Genomic DNA, 18,469 nt, shown 5'->3' on the forward strand with positions numbered 1-18,469 from the left:
AACAACACCAATGATTTGATGAAGTATTCAAAAGTACTACATTTATCACCTCATTACAGAGCAATGGAGTTAAAACAAACGGATATTATCCTAACCACGATGAAAACGTATTCATCTATCTTCACGATTACTACCACAACCCCTTTGGGGTAATTCTGCTATATATTTTTCCGTCCGTTTTATTCATTTATTTTCAATTTTCACAATAATATTTCATCATGAAAGTCTTAAAATTTGGAGGCACTTCCGTTGCCAATCCAGAAAATATAAATAAGGTCAAATCCATTCTAGCCAATCAAAACAATGAGCAAATAGCTGTTGTTGTATCGGCATTTGGCGGCGTTACAGACCTACTGCTCAACGCTTCCAACCTAGCATCTGAACAAGATGTAGCATATAAAGAAAATATCAAGGAAGTTGAGGACAGGCATATTTCAGCCATTAGGGAACTGATTCCCGTTACATCGCAAAGCGCAGCTCTCAGTAAAGTAAAGAACGAGCTCAACATTCTGGAAACCTTGCTGGAAGGTGCTTTTTTAATTGGTGAACTAACGCCTAAACTTTCCGACAAGATTGTAAGCTATGGTGAATTGTTATCATCATTCATCATCAGCGAATTCCTAAAATCCGAAGGATTGGATGTTGTATTTAAAGACAGCAGGGAACTCATCATCACCGATAACAATTTTGGCAAGGCCAATGTGGATTTTAAAAAGACCAATACCAATTGTGAGACATACTTTTCATCCAACCAACACCAAATAACAATCTTACCAGGATTCGTTGCATCCAGTAAAAGTGGGGACCTTACGACCTTGGGCAGGGGTGGCTCCGACTACACGGCTGCCATTATTGCCGCTGCAGTAAATGCGGATATATTGGAAATCTGGACCGATGTAAGTGGTATGTACACTGCCAATCCAAAGTTGGTGAAGCAGGCAAAATGTGTTTCCAATATCAGCTACCAAGAGGCCATGGAACTTTCCCACTTTGGGGCCAAAGTATTGTACCCGCCAACCATTCAACCCATTTTGGGCAAAGAAATTCCCATTGCCATAAAAAATACGTTCGACCCCGAAAGTCCAGGCACATTGATTGCCAAAAACAACAATGGAAATGGCAAAACAGTTCGTGGTATCAGTCATGTGGGCAATATTAGTTTACTTTCCTTGGAAGGACCCGGAATGATAGGAATTCCAGGGATATCCAAACGCTTTTTTGAAACGCTTTCGGTCAAAAACATCAGTATTGTGTTGATTACCCAAGCATCCTCCGAACACTCTATTTGTGTTGGTATAGCTGATGAAGACGTAGACCTTGCAGCAGAAGCGGTAAATGAAACTTTTGAATATGAGATTTCTACCAAAAAGATAAAACCCGTTATAGTAGAAAAAGACCTTACCATCGTAGCATTGGTAGGTGATAATATGAAAAGCCACCAAGGGTTGAGCGGTAAAATGTTCAGTACCCTCGGGAAAAACAACGTAAATATCAGAGCGATTGCACAAGGAGCTTCCGAGCGAAATATATCTGCGGTCATCAAAAAGGAAGATGTAAAAAAAGCACTCAACTCACTGCACGAAACTTTCTTCGAAGAAAACATCAAACAATTGAACTTGTTCGTCATGGGAGTTGGGAATGTAGGTTCCAAATTCTTGGCACAAATCCGTCAACAGAAAAAATATCTAAAAGAAGAGCTAAAGCTCAATGTAAGGGTCATTGGAATCAGTAATTCCAGGAAAATGGCTTTTGATGAAAGTGGAATTTCATTAAAAGATTGGGAAAATGTTTTAGATCAAGGGGGAGTAGCAGATAAGGAAGCATTTTATGAACGTATAAAATCGTTGAACTATCGTAACAGCATTTTTGTGGACAACACGGCAAGTGCCGAAGTTTCCAATAGCTATGCGGGTTATCTCAAAAACAGTATTTCCGTGGTTACTTGCAATAAAATTGCATCATCTTCGGATTATGAATATTACAAAGAGCTGAAGCACTTGGCCAAGGAATACAATGCGCCATATCTGTTCGAGACCAATGTGGGTGCAGGCTTACCAATTATCGACACCCTAAAGCATTTGATTGCTTCAGGAGACCGAATTAGAAAAATACAGGCCGTATTATCAGGTAGTTTGAATTTTGTCTTCAACACTTTTAATGACACCACTACTTTCCACGATGTGGTGAAACAGGCTCAAGAACAAGGTTATACGGAACCTGACCCGACCATTGATTTGAGTGGGGTCGACGTTATGCGCAAAATTCTCATTTTGGCAAGGGAAAGTGGCTATCAATTGGATATCGATGAAATTGAAAATGAAGCATTTTTACCAAAGGAAAGTTTGGAAACTGATTCCAACGAGGCATTTTTTGAAAGTTTGAAAAAATATGAAGCGGACTTTCAAAAATTATATAAGGATGCTTCCGATGCCGATTGCAAACTTAAATATGTGGCACAGTTCGAAGACGGGAAAGCCAAAGTCGGCTTACAACAAATACCGAAGGGACATGATTTTTATAATTTGGAGGGAAGCGACAACATCGTATTGTTCTTTACCGACCGCTATGTGGACCAACCCTTGATCATAAAAGGTGCTGGAGCTGGTGCCGATGTTACTGCATCGGGTATCTTTGCGGATATTGTTAGAATCGGAAATTTTTAAGGGATGGAAGAGATTAAAGTATTTTGCCCGGCAACCATAGCCAATGTCTCCTGCGGATTTGATGTGCTAGGATTGGCATTGGACTCCGTTGGAGATGAAATGACCATTCGCAAAACTTCTGAAAAAGGTATTCGAATTACTAAAATAATCGGGCAGGACCTTCCACTGGAAACCAAAAACAATGTTGCAGGTGTAGCTGGTTTGGCCTTTTTGGAAAAGAGCAATTACGATGGTGGTTTTGAAATCGAAATTGACAAACGCATAAAACCAGGAAGTGGTATTGGTAGCAGTGCAGCAAGTTCCACAGGTGCAGTTTGGGCCATGAACGAACTGTTGGGGAGACCTTTTTCCAAACTCGAACTGGTTCAATTTGCCATGCAAGGGGAAAAATTAGCTAGTGATGTAGCTCATGCAGACAATGTTGCCCCTGCCATATTTGGCGGGTTCACTTTGGTGCGCAGTTATGACCCGCTAGATATCATTCCAATCCCGACACCTTCGGAATTATTTGCGACAGTGATTCATCCACAAATTGAAATTAAAACTTCGGATTCCCGTAAAATTTTAAAGACCACAATTTCCATGCAACAGGGAATCCAACAATGGGGCAATTTAGGCGGGCTGGTCGCAGGATTATTTCAAAACGATTATGACCTTATTGGTCGTTCGCTGCACGATCATATCGTGGAACCTATCCGCTCTATTTTAATTCCCGCTTTTGATGACATCAAGGCAAATGCCTTAAAGGCAGGAGCGCTCGGAAGTGGAATCTCAGGTTCTGGCCCATCTATTTTCGCTCTGAGCAAAGGAGAAAAAATTGCTCAAAAAGTGGCCGAGTCCATGAAAGAAACCTATCAAAATATTGGGGTGGATTTTGATATTCACATTTCGAAAGTAAATAGTCAAGGCGTAAAGAAAATTGCTTAATTCCATGAAATTCTACAGTCTAAACAATCAAAATATACAGGCCTCATTCAAAGATGCGGTCATTGCGGGTATTGCTCCAGATAAGGGACTTTATTTTCCCGAGGAAATTAACCCACTATCCGACAACTTTTTTAAAAACATAGCGAAATTATCCAATCACGAAATAGCTTTTCAGGCGATTCACCAATTTGTAAGTGATGACATTCCTGATGAAGCTTTGAAAGAAATTATTGCCAACACTTTGGATTTTGATTTTCCCGTGGTGGATATCGAAGATAATGTAGCCACATTGGAACTTTTCCATGGTCCCACCATGGCATTTAAAGATGTAGGTGCACGTTTTATGGCCAACTGCCTCGGTTACTTCTCTCAGGGAGAAAAACAAGATGTGACCGTTCTGGTGGCCACTTCAGGTGATACCGGTGGTGCCGTTGCCAATGGTTTTTTGGGGGTTGATGGTGTGAAAGTTGTGATTCTCTACCCCAGTGGAAAGGTTAGTGAGATTCAAGAAAAACAATTGACCACTTTGGGACAGAATATCGAAGCCATGGAGGTGGACGGTGTTTTTGATGATTGTCAGCGCATGGTGAAAACTGCTTTTCTGGATGCTGAAATTACCGATCATAAAAAACTGACTTCGGCCAACAGTATAAACGTAGCCAGATGGTTGCCCCAGTTATTCTACTTTTTGTTTGCTTACAAACAGGCAAAATCAAAAGGAAAAGAGATTGTGTTCTCCGTACCATCGGGGAATTTTGGGAATATCTGTGCAGGTATGGTGGCTCAAAAATTGGGAATGCCCGTCAAACATTTTGTGGCCTCCACCAATGTAAACGATGTGGTTCCAAAATTCATGAAAAATGGAGTTTATGAACCAATGACATCTATTGCCACTATTTCCAATGCCATGGATGTTGGCGACCCAAGCAATTTTGTCCGAATCCGTCATTTACATCAAGATGATTTGGAAACGCTTCAACAGCACCTTTCCTCCTACGCCTTCTCGGATGAAGCTACCAAAGCCACGATGAAAGAAGTATATTCCAACACTGGATATGTAATGGACCCTCATGGCGCAGTGGGGTATCTTGGCCTAAAGGAATATCAAAAATCCAATCCAGATACCTATGGTATTTTCTTGGAAACGGCACATCCTGTTAAATTTTTGGATGTGGTTGAAGATACTTTGGGATTGAGTCCAGAAATTCCACTGCAAATCATGAAAGTAATGGACAAGGACAAAAAATCCGTTTCCATTGCCACTTATGACGAACTCAAACAATTTTTGTTGAACGATTAATCCAACTTGGGCAGTTGAAAACTGTCCAAGGGACTGGGTTGTTTCATCACTTCTTCGATGGCTTCGGTTGTTCTCGGTGCCATCCCTGAAAGATTGACGGGTCCATTTTCTGTGATTAGGATATCATCCTCGATTCGAACGGCTATGCCCCACCATTTCTCATCACAATTACTGTCTTCTGGAATGTAAATGCCAGGCTCAACAGTAATTACCTGATTGGGTTTAAATGCTTGATAGGTTCCTGCATCGTGCACATCCAATCCCAAATAATGGGAAGTTCCGTGTGGGAAATAAATCCTTGCTTCCTTAGCTTCTTTAATAATGCCCAAATCCATTAATCCTTTGGTAACAACTTCCAAAGCAGCCTTGTGTGGTTCCCGGAAAGATGCCCCTACCACACTTGCGGCAATACCAGCTTCTTGAGCATTGTAAACAATATCGTAAATGGCTTTTTGTTCAGGAGAAAACTTTCCGTTAGCAGGAATGGTTCGTGTTACATCGGCCGTATAGCCGTGGTATTCGGCACCTAAATCCATCAACACCAAATCGTTGCCAACCTTGGTTTTGTTGTTTTCGATATAATGAAGAATACAACCGTTGTGTCCACCTCCCACAATTGATGGGTAGCCTTCATATTCGGCACCATATTTTTTATAGACATATTCGTGCACGCCCTGAATTTCTGTTTCAGACATATTGGGATGCATGGCTTTCATCACCTCAATTTGGCCAACGGCAGAAATTTCAACTGCCCTTTTGAGAAGCTTCATTTCTTCAGGCGACTTATCTTGTCGCAATTCGGCCATTACCTTTGGTAAAATACTGGAATCGAGATTCGTTGAACGCTGAATCACCAACACTTTATTTTTGATTTCATCCCGTATTTCATCATTATTTGCACTTACAAAATCATTTAGAATTTCATCCTCCTGCAATTCTGGATAACGCTCTAAATACCGTTCAATAGTTTCGGTCACTTCATTGCTATTTTCAGCATTTGCCGTTGCTATTCTTTTGTACAAACTATTTCGCGTAGGATTATAATCCGAAGGGTAATTGGCCTTTATCTTAAACGTTTTTATCAAGTCGAACAAATCTGCCTTGCCAGGTTTATCACGATAATCATTCTGAAAATCTACAAAGGAAACATTATCGAACGAGGTAAAATCTAACGGAAAGTTTTCAAATTCACTTCCATTATAAACCCTATTGAAACCTAGTTGTTTTTTCACTCCTTCTACGCCCAATCGTTTTCCAGTCCATTGCTCCGCTCTTGCGTCCCGCTCCTGAACATAAAATATCTCATCAAAATTGTTCCCGGAGGCGTCGGTTTGTTCTTCCGAAAAAATGACCAATACCGCATTGGGTTCTTTATACCCTGTCAAATAAAAAAAATTGGGGTCTTGGTGGTACACGTAATCCACATCGTTTGCACGGTTACGCTCTGCATTGGCAAAAAGAACGACCGCTGTATTAGGAGGCAACTTTTCCCGAACCGCGTCTCTTCGTTCCTTATGAAAATCGGCAGGTAAGTAATCGGTAGGTGTACCCTGTGAATATCCTTCAAAAGCAATAAACAGAATAAACAACAGGCTAAATGTGAATTTTGACATGATTCTATATTTTTTTCAAAATACAAATTTTAGGCAGATTACACATGGTAACATATTTCAGTTTTGTCAAAATCGTTCGAACCTAAAACAAGGGTATCCTTAATTAATTCCATAAATTTGCGAATCTTAAAAATAGACTCAATGAAAAATACTGCACTTACTAAAACGCATGAGGCGTTGGGAGCTAAAATGGTACCTTTTGCGGGCTACAATATGCCTGTTTCTTATGAGGGTGTAAATATTGAACACGAAACCGTACGCAAAGGTGTTGGTGTTTTTGATGTTTCCCACATGGGCGAGTTTTTGATAGAGGGACCAAAGGCTTTGGAACTTATTCAAAAAGTAACCACTAACGATGCTTCTAAATTAACCGTAGGTAAAGCGCAGTATAGTTGTTTACCCAATGAAACTGGTGGAATTGTGGATGACCTTATTGTATATAGGGTGAAGGATGAAACTTATCTGTTGGTGGTAAATGCATCCAACATTGATAAGGATTGGGCACACATTTCCAAATATAACGAGGCCATTGGTGCTGAAATGCGAAATATTTCTGACGATTATTCACTATTGGCCATCCAAGGACCAAAAGCAGTAGAGGCCATGCAATCGATTACTTCGGTAGATTTATCGGCTATCAAATTCTACAACTTTGTTGTGGGTGATTTTGCAGGGGTTGACCATGTAATTATTTCAGCGACGGGCTACACGGGTTCTGGTGGATTTGAGATTTATTGCAAGAATTCCGAAGTACAACAAGTATGGGACAAAGTATTTGAAGCTGGTGCCGATTTCGGCATTAAACCTATTGGTTTGGCTGCGCGTGACACATTACGATTGGAAATGGGCTATTGTCTCTATGGAAATGACATTGATGACACCACCTCTCCTTTTGAAGCTGGGTTGGGATGGATTACCAAATTCACCAAAGAATTTGTAAATAGCGAAGCTCTCACCAAAGAAAAAGAAGAAGGTCCAAAAAGAAAGTTGATCGCATTCCAATTGGAAGAGCGAGGCATCCCAAGATCGGGATATCCTATTTTGGATGCTGATGGCAATGAGATAGGAAAAGTCACTTCAGGAACTATGTCACCGTCCCTTTCCAAAGGAATAGGGCTTGGATATGTGACCACGGAATTTTCCAAAGTTGACACCCCTATTCATATTAAAATTCGAAAGAACAGTGTTTTGGCGACCGTAGTAAAACTTCCATTTTATAAAAACACCTAATTAGCCTTTGGATAAAAAAAAGATATTGATATTAGGAGCGAGTGGATTTGTGGGCAATGCCATATACAAGGAACTCTGCTCCTATTTTGATACTTACGGCACTTATTACTCCAATCGTTCCTTCGCCAACAACAAACAGTTTGTGAGGTATGATATGGAGGAAGATGATATTTTTCAGATTCTGGAACATATAAAACCAGACATTATCATATCATCGCTTCGTGGAAATTTTCCAGCCCAGATACAGGCCCACCACCATTTGATGGAGTATTTGATGAAGACCAAAGCAAAACTGTACTTTATCTCTTCGGCCAATGTTTTTGATGCCTACAGCAAGTTTCCGTCCTACGAACATGACAAAACCTTGTCTTTAAGTGTTTATGGGAGGCTCAAAATAAAAATTGAGAACATGATGATGCGTTTACCAAAAGGTAAAACTGCAATACTACGTGTACCTATGGTGTTTGGTAATGCTTCACCCAGAATCAAAGAAATCAAGGAAAACATTGCGAACAAGGAGCCAATTGAGGTATTCCCGAACCTCATCATTAATGTAACCAATGATGATAGGTTGACGCAACAGATCCATTACCTCATCAATAGGAACAAAACAGGTATCTTTCATTTGGGGAGCAGCGATCTTATCCACCACGAAGAATTCTTCAAAGAGGTCGTTGAACATTTAGGAAACTACCATCCCATCTACAAAAGGGTCTATACCACCAACGAGGACCGTTACTTGGCGGCTTTGCCCAAGGACAATATGCTACCTAAAAATCTTCGCATCAATTGCCAAGAGATTATAGAGCACCATCTGCCTGTATAGTTTTCTTTTCCTTATTTAATTAGTTATCTTCTAAAAAAATGCAGATTTATGAAGAAGTTGAGTACTATTGAAGTTGATAAAGCCTTAAAAAGCCTACCCGGTTGGACCCTAAAAAATGAAATGATTATAAAATCTTTCGCCTTCAAGGATTTTAGTGAGGCATTTTCAATAATGACCCATATTGCCTTTGAATGTGAAAAACAAAACCACCATCCCAACTGGGAAAATGTATATAACAGCCTCACTATTAAACTAAGTACACACGATGCCGATGGAATTACCCAAAAGGATATTGACCTTGCAAAGTCCATTGAGGAAATTGTAGGTTAAAGCATTAAGTATTCAACTTGACAAAGGGGCTTTTTTTGCTAAATTTGTCCGTATCCAGAATTAAAGATTTATATGGGAAGAGCATTCGAATTTAGAAAGGCACGAAAAATGAAACGTTGGGCAGCCATGTCCAAAGCATTTACCAGAATTGGGAAAGATATTGTAATGGCAGTTAAAGAAGGAGGCCCTGACCCCGATGCCAATTCCAAGTTGCGTGCGGTAATTCAGAATGCCAAGTCCGTTAATATGCCCAAGGACAATATTGAGCGTGCCATTAAAAGGGCTTCGGACAAAAATCAAGGCGATTATAAGGAAGTGCTTTTTGAAGGGTATGCACCCCATGGTATCGCCATTTTAATCGAGACGGCCACCGACAATAATACACGTACCGTTGCCAATATCCGCAGTTATTTCAATAAATGTAATGGAAGTCTGGGGACTTCCGGTTCGGTTGAATTTATGTTTGACCATACTTGTAATTTCACCATAAATGCTGATGGCATTGACCCAGAAGAACTGGAATTGGAAATGATTGATTTTGGCGCCGAAGAGGTCTTTGATGATGAAGACGGCATACATATTTATGCACCTTTCGAAAATTTCGGAGCTATTCAAAAAGAATTGGAATCACGCGAGATTGAAATTGTTTCCTCCGGTTTCGACCGCATTCCACAAGTAACCAAAGAACTCAATGAAGAAGAAGCAGCCGATGTGGAGAAACTTCTGGAAAAAATTGAAGAGGACGATGATGTACAGAACGTTTTTCACAGCATGAAAGAGTAACCTTTAGTGTATACAACATTAAAAAGGGTCATGATTCTGTAAATCATGACCCTTTTATTTTTTGAAAGGTTGCAATATTAAATACTCTCAGTCAATTTCAGGATTTTATCTGCCAATGAAGCTATAGCCGTGGAATAACGATTATCCCATTCTTCCAATCTTTCTGTAGAACTCAAAGATATTTCGTATTCAAGTCCAGGAAGAATCCAAGAAGCATAACCGCTAAAAGGGTCGGTTGATGCGTATAAGGATTTGTACCATGAACCAAAGTACATTCCTTTTTCATCTATAAAACTCTTTTCCAAAGCAATGAGTTGCTTATTGATTTCCTTAATTTCCTTTTTCGACATTTTCCCACTGGCCAATGCATTTTGTATTGCCTTGTCCAACCCTTCTGCGTTTACTTCCAAAGTAGCAATGGATTGTTGTACTTTATCAAAACCGGCAAAGTCTTTATCAAATTTTTTGATTTTCTCAACTGCATTCGCAAAATGCCCTTTTAAATCAACGGCATATCTTTTAACATCATAAGGTAAAACCTCGGCATTGGCCATTCTCAAAGCCATTAATCCGGTCCATTGCTCAATAGTACCGCCCATTTTAAATTCAGGGTCCACATAGGTTTCATAAAAATGGAAGCTATCGTAGTTGGTATGGTACAATGTTGGACCACCAGCCCCACCGCTAAGTGAAGGAACCCCTACGTGCATATAAAAACCGATATGATCGGAACCACCTCCTAAGTTTCCGATACTTGGTTCTTCTTTATCTCCTCTCCATTGATCATAAAGTGTTTTATCCGTGTATGGATAATCTACTTTTTTGGCCATTTCGGTCACCAAGTTTTTCAAGGTCGGTGAAGATGAAGCTCCAAAGTTTTTACCTGAAACACCACCATCAAAATTCAAATAAGCAACTGCCTTTGCATCTAGTTCATCTCTCATTTGTTCTACCCATTCCGAAGAACCTATTACACCATGTTCCTCAGCATCCCAATGTGCAATAAGAATTGAACGTTTTGGTCCTTTTCCTTGCTTTACTAGTTCCCCGATGCTTTCGCTTAAAGATAACAACATGGCCGTTCCACTATTGGGGTCTGTGGCACCAAAAGCCCATGCATCGTAATGGCAACCTAAAATAATCCATTCATCAGGATAGGTTGTTCCTTTAAAAGTTCCTACCACATTATTGATTCTTACAAAATCTTTGGGCTGGTCAACTTTTAATCGGACTGTCAACGCTTCGCCTCCTTCCAATCTGTACGTATATGGAAGTCCACCTTGCCATCCTTTTGGGACAACCTTCCCTTTCATTCTTCCAATGATTTCTTTGGCCGATCCATATGGTAATGGCAAAACAGGTATAGTGTGCAGGGAAGTTTCCGATGGATCCAGTCTTTTAACTTTCTTTTTACCATCTAAAGGCAAAGAAGGCTCAAATGGTGTCAAAGGATCACCTTCGTAATCTGTTGTTAAAATAGAACCACGTTGAATGGCACTTTCGTTATAGTTGTAACCTTCTGGATACACCAAGCCTTTCATATAACCACTATCGGCAGGGTCGGTATAAATAATTAATCCAGCAGCACCATATTGTTCGGCAAACTTGGCTTTGAATCCACGGAAATTACGTCCATATCTTGCAATCACGATTTTTCCTTTGATATCAATTCCCATTTCAACCAATTGCTCAAAATCTTCTTTGGTTCCGTAATTGGCATAGACAATGGTCGAAGTAACATCCCCACTGCCAGAATAGGCATTCCATCCCTTTTCCAAAGTTGGATCGGACGAAAATCTGTCCGCTTCCAAAATATCTTCTTGTTGGTTCAAGGGCATCCTGAATGGGGTTACCAACTCTACGGAAGAGCTACCACCTGAAGTGGACATATAAATGTCATAGGGATAAAGGTCAACCTTCATTCCTGCCTTTTCCATAACATTTGCCATGTAGTCGGCCACTTTTTCATTGGCTTCAGTTCCAGCAATATGGGGTCTCTCTGTTAAGGTTTTAAGGTGTTCGCGATATTTTGGAAAATCCACTTCGCTTATGAAAGTAGTCTCCAGTTTTTCCTGTTCCGCTTTGGAAGATGACGTATATCCTTTCCAATCCTGAGCGGACACAAATGAGGTGGACAATAACCCTGCTATAGCAAAAAGTCTAAAGCAATTTTTTCTTGAATTTTCAAGCATCATAATTTGAGTAGTTTTAGTTGCCTAAATATAGCGCATATTATACTCAGAATACAGGTAACAGCCTGAAGGAAGCATCGTTTTAAAATAAAAATGAGGTTGACCCAAAAGCAAACCTCATTTTCTAAAAAATTCTCAAGAGATGTTATTCAAATTTGGAAGCGTCCAAATTGAAAAAACGTACTGCGTTATTGAAAAATATATCTCTCTTTTGTTCCTCGGATAAATAATTGGCACTTTCGATGACCCCAATGGAAGTTTCAAGTAATTCAGGCCACATCATTAAATCGGTACCATACAAAATTCGTTTGCCAAACCCTGCTTGGACCAAACGTTTTAGGTAGTCATGGATTTCCTCCAATGGGTACGACCAAATAAATCCGGCCAAATCAACATAAACATATGCATTGGCTCCCATCAGGGCAATCATTTGGTCTACCATAGGATAGCCTGCATGCATTACCCAAATTTTCAATTTAGGATGTCTGGCCAACATATCTTCCAATAAAAAAGGTTGTCCCAAAGAGGCCCTGTATTTAGGTGATGTTAAGTTTGCCATTCCATTTCCTCCAGTTCCCATGTGAATCCCTACAGGAATTCCCAATTCTTCGGCCACACCGAAATATTCATCAAGGGACATATCGCTCGGGGACATTCCTTGGTATTGCGGTGCCACTTCTCCCATTACTTTGTAAAATCCATTGGAAAGGGAATCCCTAAACGCTTCTATGGTCATTTGGTCGGCATTGCTTATTCCCAAAGATGGAATTATATGATCTGGTGCAGCTTTATGCCATCTGTGAATCACTTTAGCATCTCCACTCACCACCATGGTTACGTTCAATTCTTTATTTGCCCTGAGAATAGCTGCGTCCATTTCGGCATCTCTCCTAGCAGGCTGCAAAGGCGAAATACAATCTGTATTTATAAAAGATGGGGGCTCTTGGTTGGGACCACTGCCAGGCATATCCTTTAAAAACCATGGACACATGGGCGAGGCATTTGGATTGCCACCCATCGCATGCACATGCACATCAATAATGGGCAGTCTTTTTTTGGTTTCTTGTGCATTTGCACTAAAAACTAAGCTCAAAAAGAATAAGCTTGAAGGGATTATTTTTTTAATGTAAAGGTTGATTGAAAATCTCATGTTTAGTTTGTTTGTTTGTTAATCATCAATAATCAAGATAATAGATTTACGGACAAAAAAAACCTATACATTCGAATCAAACCATTTTTTAAACATAAGTTGATCATATAACAGGTTTGAATAGTGTGTTTAAATTATCCGAATTATTGAAGGGAATGTAATTTAATCAAAACTATACTCCGGTTTCTTGCCCTTTACCCCTTTATAAAAATCATGGATTTTCTTGAAATCACCTTCACTATTATCCGTAGGGTAAAAGGGTTCACCTATTTTGATTTCCTTTTTTCCGAAATCAAATGCCACCATTACAATGGGAACATGGGCCTTTGTGGCAATATGGTAAAACCCTGTTCTTAATTTGTCCACTTTTTTTCGGGTACCTTCCGGAGCAAGAGCAAACCTGAACACTTTTCTTTCATTGAAAATCTGAACAATGCTATCCACTGTATTGGAATTTTTGGAACGGTCCACGGGAGCACCTCCAGTCCATCTAAAAAACCAACCAAAAGGTGGTTTAAAAAGACTCTTCTTTCCGATGTAATTGATTTCTTGCTTTATTACCTTCCGTATCAAAAGTCCAAGAAAAAAGTCCAACCAATGTGTATGGGGAACCACAATTACCACACATTTATCCAGATTGGGAAAAGAACCGTTGAGTTTCCATCCCAAAATTTTGAAGTAAATAAACTTGGCCAGCCGTTGCATTGAGTTGTGGTTACCTGTTCCTTGCCGAACAAATCTTTAAATTTTTTGATATAAAGCCTGAAGGCGTTCTGGTGTCATAATAGTTTTCCAGTCCTTCCCTAAGGCATTTTCCCAAAGAGGCTCCAAACTCAGTGAAATATTAACCATTACATCAAAATCGTTTTGGGTTAGGTCGGCACAGATGCCCCTGGGCAATTCAATATTATGTTTATCCATCATTTTATTGAAAAGTTCCACTCCTTCTGGATAAAACTCACCTAAATATTGAAAAACCAAGCAATTACCGATTCCATGTCTAACTCCCAAAAGATAAGATAGACCATAGCTCATGGCATGGGCCACTCCTACTTGGGAATAAGCAATACTCATTCCTCCGTGCCAAGATGCCATCATTAGTTTGTCCCTAGACTCTTCGGCCGATATATCCTCTAAAAACACCTCCTTGCAAAGTTCCATGGACTTTTCTCCATAACTCTGGCTAAAGGCATTCAAATAAGTTCCCGTTAACGATTCCACACAATGTATAAAACAGTCCATTCCTGTATAGAACCATTGTTCCTTAGGAACTGTTTTAGTAAAATCAGGATCGAGCAAAACCTGATCAAAAGTGGTGTAGTCCGAATTAATCCCCAGTTTTTTCTCCGGGCCCAGCAATACGGTCGTACGGGAGACCTCTGCTCCGGTTCCGCTAATGGTTGGTATACCGACATGATAAAGTGCCGGTCTGTTCACCAAGTCCCACCCTTGATAATCCTTGGCACCTCCGTTATTGTTCAGTAAAATGGACACGGCCTTGGCCAAATCCAATAGGGTTCCTCCGCCAATACCAATAATACCCGATGGGAGTTCGCTGTATTTTTCTTGTATTTGGGCAACCAATGCGTCTACTTGTGCGGTTTTGGGTTCTTCATCCGCAGAAATGAAAATAACTTCATCATTGAACATCAATGGAACCTTTGCCAAAAATTGTTCGTTTTCAAAGAAATCATCTACCAAAAAAATAAATGGTGCCTCCGAACTTTTTCGTTGAGGCAATAAAATATCGCCCAATTGAGAAAAACATCCCGACCCAAAAATTACCCTGGGTACCATAGGAAAATTTTTGTACAATGTTTTATGGGTTGAGGTTGTTTCCTGTTTTTTCAAATCGCTTTCTGTCTTCATTAATTATCCAAATACTTCAAAATATCCTTGAGACTATTCAATTTAAGGTGGTTGTTCACCATTTCATCTTCTGCAACCATTTCATGCGCCCATGTGGTATGGAACGGCACATGGACCGCCTTTGCTCCAATATTCAAGATAGGCAATACATCCGACTTTAGGGAATTGCCTATCATCAAAAATTCACTGACATCTATATCTAAATGCTCCAGCAAATTGCTGTAATTACTCTCTTTTTTATCGCTCAATACTTCTACATGATGGAAATATTTGCTAAGCCCGGACCTCTCCAGTTTTCGTTCTTGATCTAAAAGGTCTCCCTTGGTAAGTACGATCAATCTATATTTTCCCATCAATTTTGATAGGACTTCTTCTACTCCATCGAGTAATTCCACGGGATGCGATATCATCCTTTTCCCAAGATTCAATATTTCCCCAATGGTATCCTGCGAAATTTTATTGTTCGAAAGGTCCAAAGCAGATTCAATCATGGACAGCATAAAACCTTTGATACCATACCCATAAGTATTTAAGTTGGCCATTTCCATCTTAAACAACTCTTGATCTATCTTGTTTTTGGTTTCGTATCCATCCAATAGCTCGGCAAACTTTTCTTCGGTATCCCTAAAATAGGTCTCGTTGACCCACAGGGTATCATCCGCATCAAAGCCAATTGTTTTTATGTTGGAGAAATCTACTTCCATACCTTTCTAGCGCGTTCCAAATCTTCCGGTGTATCAATTTCAATACCTGTGACATGGGTTTCCACCATTTTTATTTTTTTGCCATACTCCAAAAAACGTATGGCCTCAATTTTTTCTTTGGCCTCCAAGGGCAACATAGGCAATTTTTGAAAATCCGCCAATGCTCGTTTTCTAAATGCATAGACCCCCTTGTGTTTGTAATATATTGCTTCCACTTCCTTGTCCCTTGGATATGGAATTGGTGAACGTGAAAAATAAAGTGCAAAATCTTTATTGTCCACGATAACCTTTACCGTATTGGGATTGGCTATTTCATCCCAATCCGTAATAGGGGTCATTAAAGAAGCTAAATCAATCTCCTTGTTCGTATCATTTTTGAAAACTTGAATTATTTTTTCCAAACTTTCTGAATCAATAAAGGGTTCATCACCCTGAACATTGATTACAATATCAACGTCCATATCCTCCACAGCCTCGGCTATCCTATCGCTCCCACTTTCGTGTGTGTTTTTGCTCATGATTACCTTACCATCTATCTTCTTGATGACTTCAGAAATTACCGGGCTATCAGTAACCACATATACCTCATTAAAAAGCCCAGTGTTTATCGCTGCTTCGTACGTCCTAACTATCACGGGTTTTCCGCTAAGGTCCTGCATCAGTTTGGCAGGAAACCTTGAGGCTTGATAGCGGGCGGGAATCATGGAAATTATTTTCACTTTTAATCTATTGGTTGAATGAATGTTATTTTGCTTTAGGTCTAATTTTTCGGTAAATTCTGAATATGATCAACAATATGATAATGACTAGAATCGCTGCTATTGGGGGCACCAAGATAGATGCCGTACTTACAGCTACAGCTGCACCGGTTTCTACCGTGGACACCAATGGGTTGGCCAATCCACCCGTTGTTCCCGTAGAAGCCAATCTTCCGGCTGCGTTGGCTCCTTTTATAGCCGTTGCCGTTCCTCCACCCGCAATAATGGCCAAAGACCAAGTTACTACTGGGTCCAAATTCGCTGCGGTGGACACCACTACCGCAGTTCCCGCAATTCCCGCCAAGGGAATAGCAAGACTATCCAGTGCATTGTCCACCCAAGGAATAAAGTAGGCGAAAATCTCAACAATTGTTGCAACTCCTAAAGTAATTAGCGCGGTTAAACTTCCTATCCATTGCCAGCTTTCGTTAAGCTCCCAGACCCCTAAATATGCCGCAAAACTAAGGGCAAAAAGAGGAAGGAAAACACGAAAACCAACGGATGCCGCCAATCCGATTCCGAGGAACAAACTTATTATGGTATCTGGTTCAATATTCATGTTGATGTCTAAAATAGGTTTTTCCTAGTCAAGAAAAAAATCATCTTTAAAACCTATTAAATAGAGTTGTCGCTCCGCCCTTGTTACCGCTGTATAAAGCCATCTCAAGTAATCCTTATCCACACCGTTGGGCAAATAGGGCTGTTCCACGAAAACAGTATCCCATTGTCCTCCTTGCGATTTATGACAGGTAATTGCATAGGAGAACTTGACCTGCAAAGCGTTGAAGAACCTATTGTTCTTAACCCCTAAAAATTTTTTGTATTTGGATTTTTCATGCACGTAGTCCTTCATCACTTCTTGGTAGAGCTTGTTTCCATCTTCATATGAAAGTGATGGGGTCTCCGCGGCAATCGTATCTAATAAAAGAACGGTCTCAAATGGTTTTTGGTTGGGATAATCCACCATTTTAACCTTTACCTCCGCAAATTTGAACCCATATAGTTCTTTAATGGCGAAAAGCTCCAAAACTTCAATAATATCCCCATTGGCAATAAAGCCAGCTTCAGAATTGGGTTTCAGCCAGAAGTAGTTGTTTTTGACCACCATCATATAATCACCAACAGCGATTTCGTTATCCAAAAAGAGGATTCGCTCCCTAATGTTCTGATTGTACAGATTCGCCCTTTTGTTGGAACGAACAATTATGGCGGTTTGCTCTTTGCCATTTTGACCGTAAGATGAGTCTATGGCCTCTTGGATTTCGTTGCCATCAATCAACCTAACAATATCTTTATAATTATTAAGCTCAAATCTGAAGTCTTCAAAAAACTCTGATTGTAATTGCTCCCTCAGGTTAGTTGCATTGTGGAGAATACCAGACCCTTCGGATTGCCTCATTACTTCATCCAATTCCAAACACTCAACGTCTTTATCATAATTTAAGGACAAGCGATTTTCATCAAGTGCGGGACTAAGGTCCAATTTAACAGGAGGCAATTGGGCGGTGTCACCAATCAAAATTAATTTACAGTTGTGGCCAGAATGTACATAATACATTAAATCGTCCAGCAATGATCCATTTTCAAATAGTTTGGAGTCGGCCGGTGTATCTGGGATCATGGAAGCCTCGTCAACAATAAAAACAGTATTACGGTGCTTGTTGGGAGCCAAAACAAATTGGATTCCCCCACCGGATTGTTTTTTGGGAAAATAGATTTTTTTGTGAATGGTAAACGCTTTGTTTCCGGAATAAACAGACATAACTTTTGCCGCACGTCCCGTCGGTGCCATTAAAACAGAACTCATTTTAACTTTCCACAAGCTGCTCACCAAGGTGGCAATAAGGGTAGTTTTTCCCGTTCCAGCGAATCCTTTTAAAAGGAACATACCGTCCTTTTTACCCTCTAAAACAAAGTTAGCCAGCTTATTAAGTGCCAAGCCTTGTTTTACGGTAGGTACATGGGGAAATTTTTCAGTTAAAATCTTTAAAAATCCAGGTGCAGTAAAATCATTCATGAGCACTAAATATAGCGCTCTTTTTTAAAGCAAAAAGTTTCGCAATAAAAAAAATATTGTAGATTTGTCTTTAACCACTAAATTAACTTTGAAAGACAGAATCAGAT

General features: G+C 40.0%; 16 protein-coding genes. 7 read left to right on the forward strand and 9 right to left on the reverse strand.

What is annotated here, in order from left to right; all coding sequences use genetic code 11:
* Nucleotides 1–218: 218 nt before the first annotated feature.
* The 3 genes from thrA to thrC are packed head-to-tail and all read left to right on the forward strand — an operon-like array spanning nucleotide 219 to nucleotide 4,890.
* Nucleotides 219–2,663, forward strand: coding sequence for a bifunctional aspartate kinase/homoserine dehydrogenase I (thrA, locus tag ACQQ5U_RS18940; protein WP_437399972.1), 2,445 nt, complete (start codon nucleotides 219–221; stop codon nucleotides 2,661–2,663).
* 3 nt (nucleotides 2,664–2,666) lie between these two features.
* Nucleotides 2,667–3,590, forward strand: a complete 924-nt coding sequence (locus ACQQ5U_RS18945; RefSeq protein ID WP_437399973.1) for a homoserine kinase — start codon at nucleotides 2,667–2,669, stop codon at nucleotides 3,588–3,590.
* A gap of 4 nt (nucleotides 3,591–3,594) precedes the next feature.
* The gene (thrC, locus tag ACQQ5U_RS18950) at nucleotides 3,595–4,890 is read left to right on the forward strand and encodes a threonine synthase (protein WP_437399975.1); all 1,296 of its coding nucleotides are present in this window, start codon (nucleotides 3,595–3,597) and stop codon (nucleotides 4,888–4,890) included.
* On the opposite strand, the gene ACQQ5U_RS18955 is transcribed toward thrC, so the two are convergent.
* A complete protein-coding gene (locus ACQQ5U_RS18955; RefSeq protein ID WP_437399977.1) occupies nucleotides 4,887–6,503 on the reverse strand; it encodes an aminopeptidase P family protein in 1,617 nt (538 codons plus the stop codon). The two genes, thrC and ACQQ5U_RS18955, sit on opposite strands and share 4 nt — an antisense overlap.
* A 141-nt stretch (nucleotides 6,504–6,644) precedes the next feature.
* Here ACQQ5U_RS18955 and gcvT point away from each other — a divergent pair, with 141 nt between their 5' ends.
* The 4 genes from gcvT (at nucleotide 6,645) to ACQQ5U_RS18975 (ending at nucleotide 9,672) form a co-directional block, all read left to right on the forward strand.
* On the forward strand, nucleotides 6,645–7,733 hold the full coding sequence (gene gcvT / locus ACQQ5U_RS18960; RefSeq protein ID WP_437399979.1) for a glycine cleavage system aminomethyltransferase GcvT: 1,089 nt from the start codon (nucleotides 6,645–6,647) through the stop codon (nucleotides 7,731–7,733).
* Between the two features lie 7 nt (nucleotides 7,734–7,740).
* Nucleotides 7,741–8,559 (forward strand): sugar nucleotide-binding protein, encoded by an 819-nt coding sequence (locus ACQQ5U_RS18965; RefSeq protein WP_437399981.1) that lies wholly within the window; start codon nucleotides 7,741–7,743, stop codon nucleotides 8,557–8,559.
* 48 nt (nucleotides 8,560–8,607) lie between these two features.
* Complete coding sequence (locus ACQQ5U_RS18970) at nucleotides 8,608–8,889, forward strand: 4a-hydroxytetrahydrobiopterin dehydratase (protein WP_437399982.1); 282 nt, start codon at nucleotides 8,608–8,610, stop codon at nucleotides 8,887–8,889.
* 72 nt (nucleotides 8,890–8,961) lie between these two features.
* Nucleotides 8,962–9,672, forward strand: coding sequence for a YebC/PmpR family DNA-binding transcriptional regulator (locus tag ACQQ5U_RS18975; protein WP_437399983.1), 711 nt, complete (start codon nucleotides 8,962–8,964; stop codon nucleotides 9,670–9,672).
* 77 nt (nucleotides 9,673–9,749) lie between these two features.
* Here ACQQ5U_RS18975 and ACQQ5U_RS18980 read toward each other — a convergent pair whose 3' ends face one another.
* From ACQQ5U_RS18980 to ACQQ5U_RS19015, 8 genes are all read right to left on the reverse strand, one after another.
* Nucleotides 9,750–11,867, reverse strand: a complete 2,118-nt coding sequence (locus ACQQ5U_RS18980) for a M28 family peptidase (RefSeq protein ID WP_437399984.1) — start codon at nucleotides 11,865–11,867, stop codon at nucleotides 9,750–9,752.
* Nucleotides 11,868–12,009: 142 nt separating this feature from the next.
* Entirely contained in the window at nucleotides 12,010–13,014 is a 1,005-nt protein-coding gene (locus ACQQ5U_RS18985) for an amidohydrolase family protein (protein WP_437399985.1), read from the reverse strand.
* Nucleotides 13,015–13,176: 162 nt separating this feature from the next.
* A complete protein-coding gene (locus ACQQ5U_RS18990) occupies nucleotides 13,177–13,719 on the reverse strand; it encodes a lysophospholipid acyltransferase family protein (RefSeq protein ID WP_437399987.1) in 543 nt (180 codons plus the stop codon).
* Nucleotides 13,720–13,755: 36 nt separating this feature from the next.
* Nucleotides 13,756–14,883: an iron-containing alcohol dehydrogenase family protein gene (locus tag ACQQ5U_RS18995; protein WP_437399988.1), complete on the reverse strand. Its 1,128-nt coding sequence runs from the start codon at nucleotides 14,881–14,883 to the stop codon at nucleotides 13,756–13,758.
* Nucleotides 14,883–15,587, reverse strand: coding sequence for an HAD family hydrolase (locus ACQQ5U_RS19000; protein WP_437399989.1), 705 nt, complete (start codon nucleotides 15,585–15,587; stop codon nucleotides 14,883–14,885). The genes ACQQ5U_RS18995 and ACQQ5U_RS19000 overlap by 1 nt, the downstream gene beginning before the upstream one ends.
* Nucleotides 15,578–16,291, reverse strand: coding sequence for a 3-deoxy-manno-octulosonate cytidylyltransferase (kdsB, locus tag ACQQ5U_RS19005; RefSeq protein ID WP_437400016.1), 714 nt, complete (start codon nucleotides 16,289–16,291; stop codon nucleotides 15,578–15,580). Before kdsB ends, ACQQ5U_RS19000 begins: the two co-directional genes overlap by 10 nt.
* Nucleotides 16,292–16,331: 40 nt before the next feature.
* Nucleotides 16,332–16,904: a DUF4126 domain-containing protein gene (locus ACQQ5U_RS19010; RefSeq protein ID WP_437399991.1), complete on the reverse strand. Its 573-nt coding sequence runs from the start codon at nucleotides 16,902–16,904 to the stop codon at nucleotides 16,332–16,334.
* Nucleotides 16,905–16,928: 24 nt separating this feature from the next.
* A complete protein-coding gene (locus tag ACQQ5U_RS19015) occupies nucleotides 16,929–18,362 on the reverse strand; it encodes an ATP-dependent DNA helicase (RefSeq protein ID WP_437399993.1) in 1,434 nt (477 codons plus the stop codon).
* Between the last annotated feature and the right edge of the window lie 107 nt (nucleotides 18,363–18,469).

It is taken from the genome of Flagellimonas lutimaris (genome assembly GCF_051494225.1).
Classification (GTDB): domain Bacteria; phylum Bacteroidota; class Bacteroidia; order Flavobacteriales; family Flavobacteriaceae; genus Flagellimonas; species Flagellimonas lutimaris_A.

Coding starts and splice junctions, on each gene's coding strand:
- thrA (WP_437399972.1), top strand. CDS start 219: ATGAAAGTCTTAAAATTTGGAGGCACTTCCGTTGCCAATCCAGAAAAT.
- ACQQ5U_RS18945 (WP_437399973.1), top strand. CDS start 2,667: ATGGAAGAGATTAAAGTATTTTGCCCGGCAACCATAGCCAATGTCTCC.
- thrC (WP_437399975.1), top strand. CDS start 3,595: ATGAAATTCTACAGTCTAAACAATCAAAATATACAGGCCTCATTCAAA.
- ACQQ5U_RS18955 (WP_437399977.1), bottom strand. CDS start 6,503: ATGTCAAAATTCACATTTAGCCTGTTGTTTATTCTGTTTATTGCTTTT.
- gcvT (WP_437399979.1), top strand. CDS start 6,645: ATGAAAAATACTGCACTTACTAAAACGCATGAGGCGTTGGGAGCTAAA.
- ACQQ5U_RS18970 (WP_437399982.1), top strand. CDS start 8,608: ATGAAGAAGTTGAGTACTATTGAAGTTGATAAAGCCTTAAAAAGCCTA.
- ACQQ5U_RS18975 (WP_437399983.1), top strand. CDS start 8,962: ATGGGAAGAGCATTCGAATTTAGAAAGGCACGAAAAATGAAACGTTGG.
- ACQQ5U_RS18980 (WP_437399984.1), bottom strand. CDS start 11,867: ATGATGCTTGAAAATTCAAGAAAAAATTGCTTTAGACTTTTTGCTATA.
- ACQQ5U_RS18985 (WP_437399985.1), bottom strand. CDS start 13,014: ATGAGATTTTCAATCAACCTTTACATTAAAAAAATAATCCCTTCAAGC.
- ACQQ5U_RS18990 (WP_437399987.1), bottom strand. CDS start 13,719: ATGCAACGGCTGGCCAAGTTTATTTACTTCAAAATTTTGGGATGGAAA.
- ACQQ5U_RS18995 (WP_437399988.1), bottom strand. CDS start 14,883: ATGAAGACAGAAAGCGATTTGAAAAAACAGGAAACAACCTCAACCCAT.
- ACQQ5U_RS19000 (WP_437399989.1), bottom strand. CDS start 15,587: ATGGAAGTAGATTTCTCCAACATAAAAACAATTGGCTTTGATGCGGAT.
- kdsB (WP_437400016.1), bottom strand. CDS start 16,291: ATGATTCCCGCCCGCTATCAAGCCTCAAGGTTTCCTGCCAAACTGATG.
- ACQQ5U_RS19010 (WP_437399991.1), bottom strand. CDS start 16,904: ATGAATATTGAACCAGATACCATAATAAGTTTGTTCCTCGGAATCGGA.
- ACQQ5U_RS19015 (WP_437399993.1), bottom strand. CDS start 18,362: ATGAATGATTTTACTGCACCTGGATTTTTAAAGATTTTAACTGAAAAA.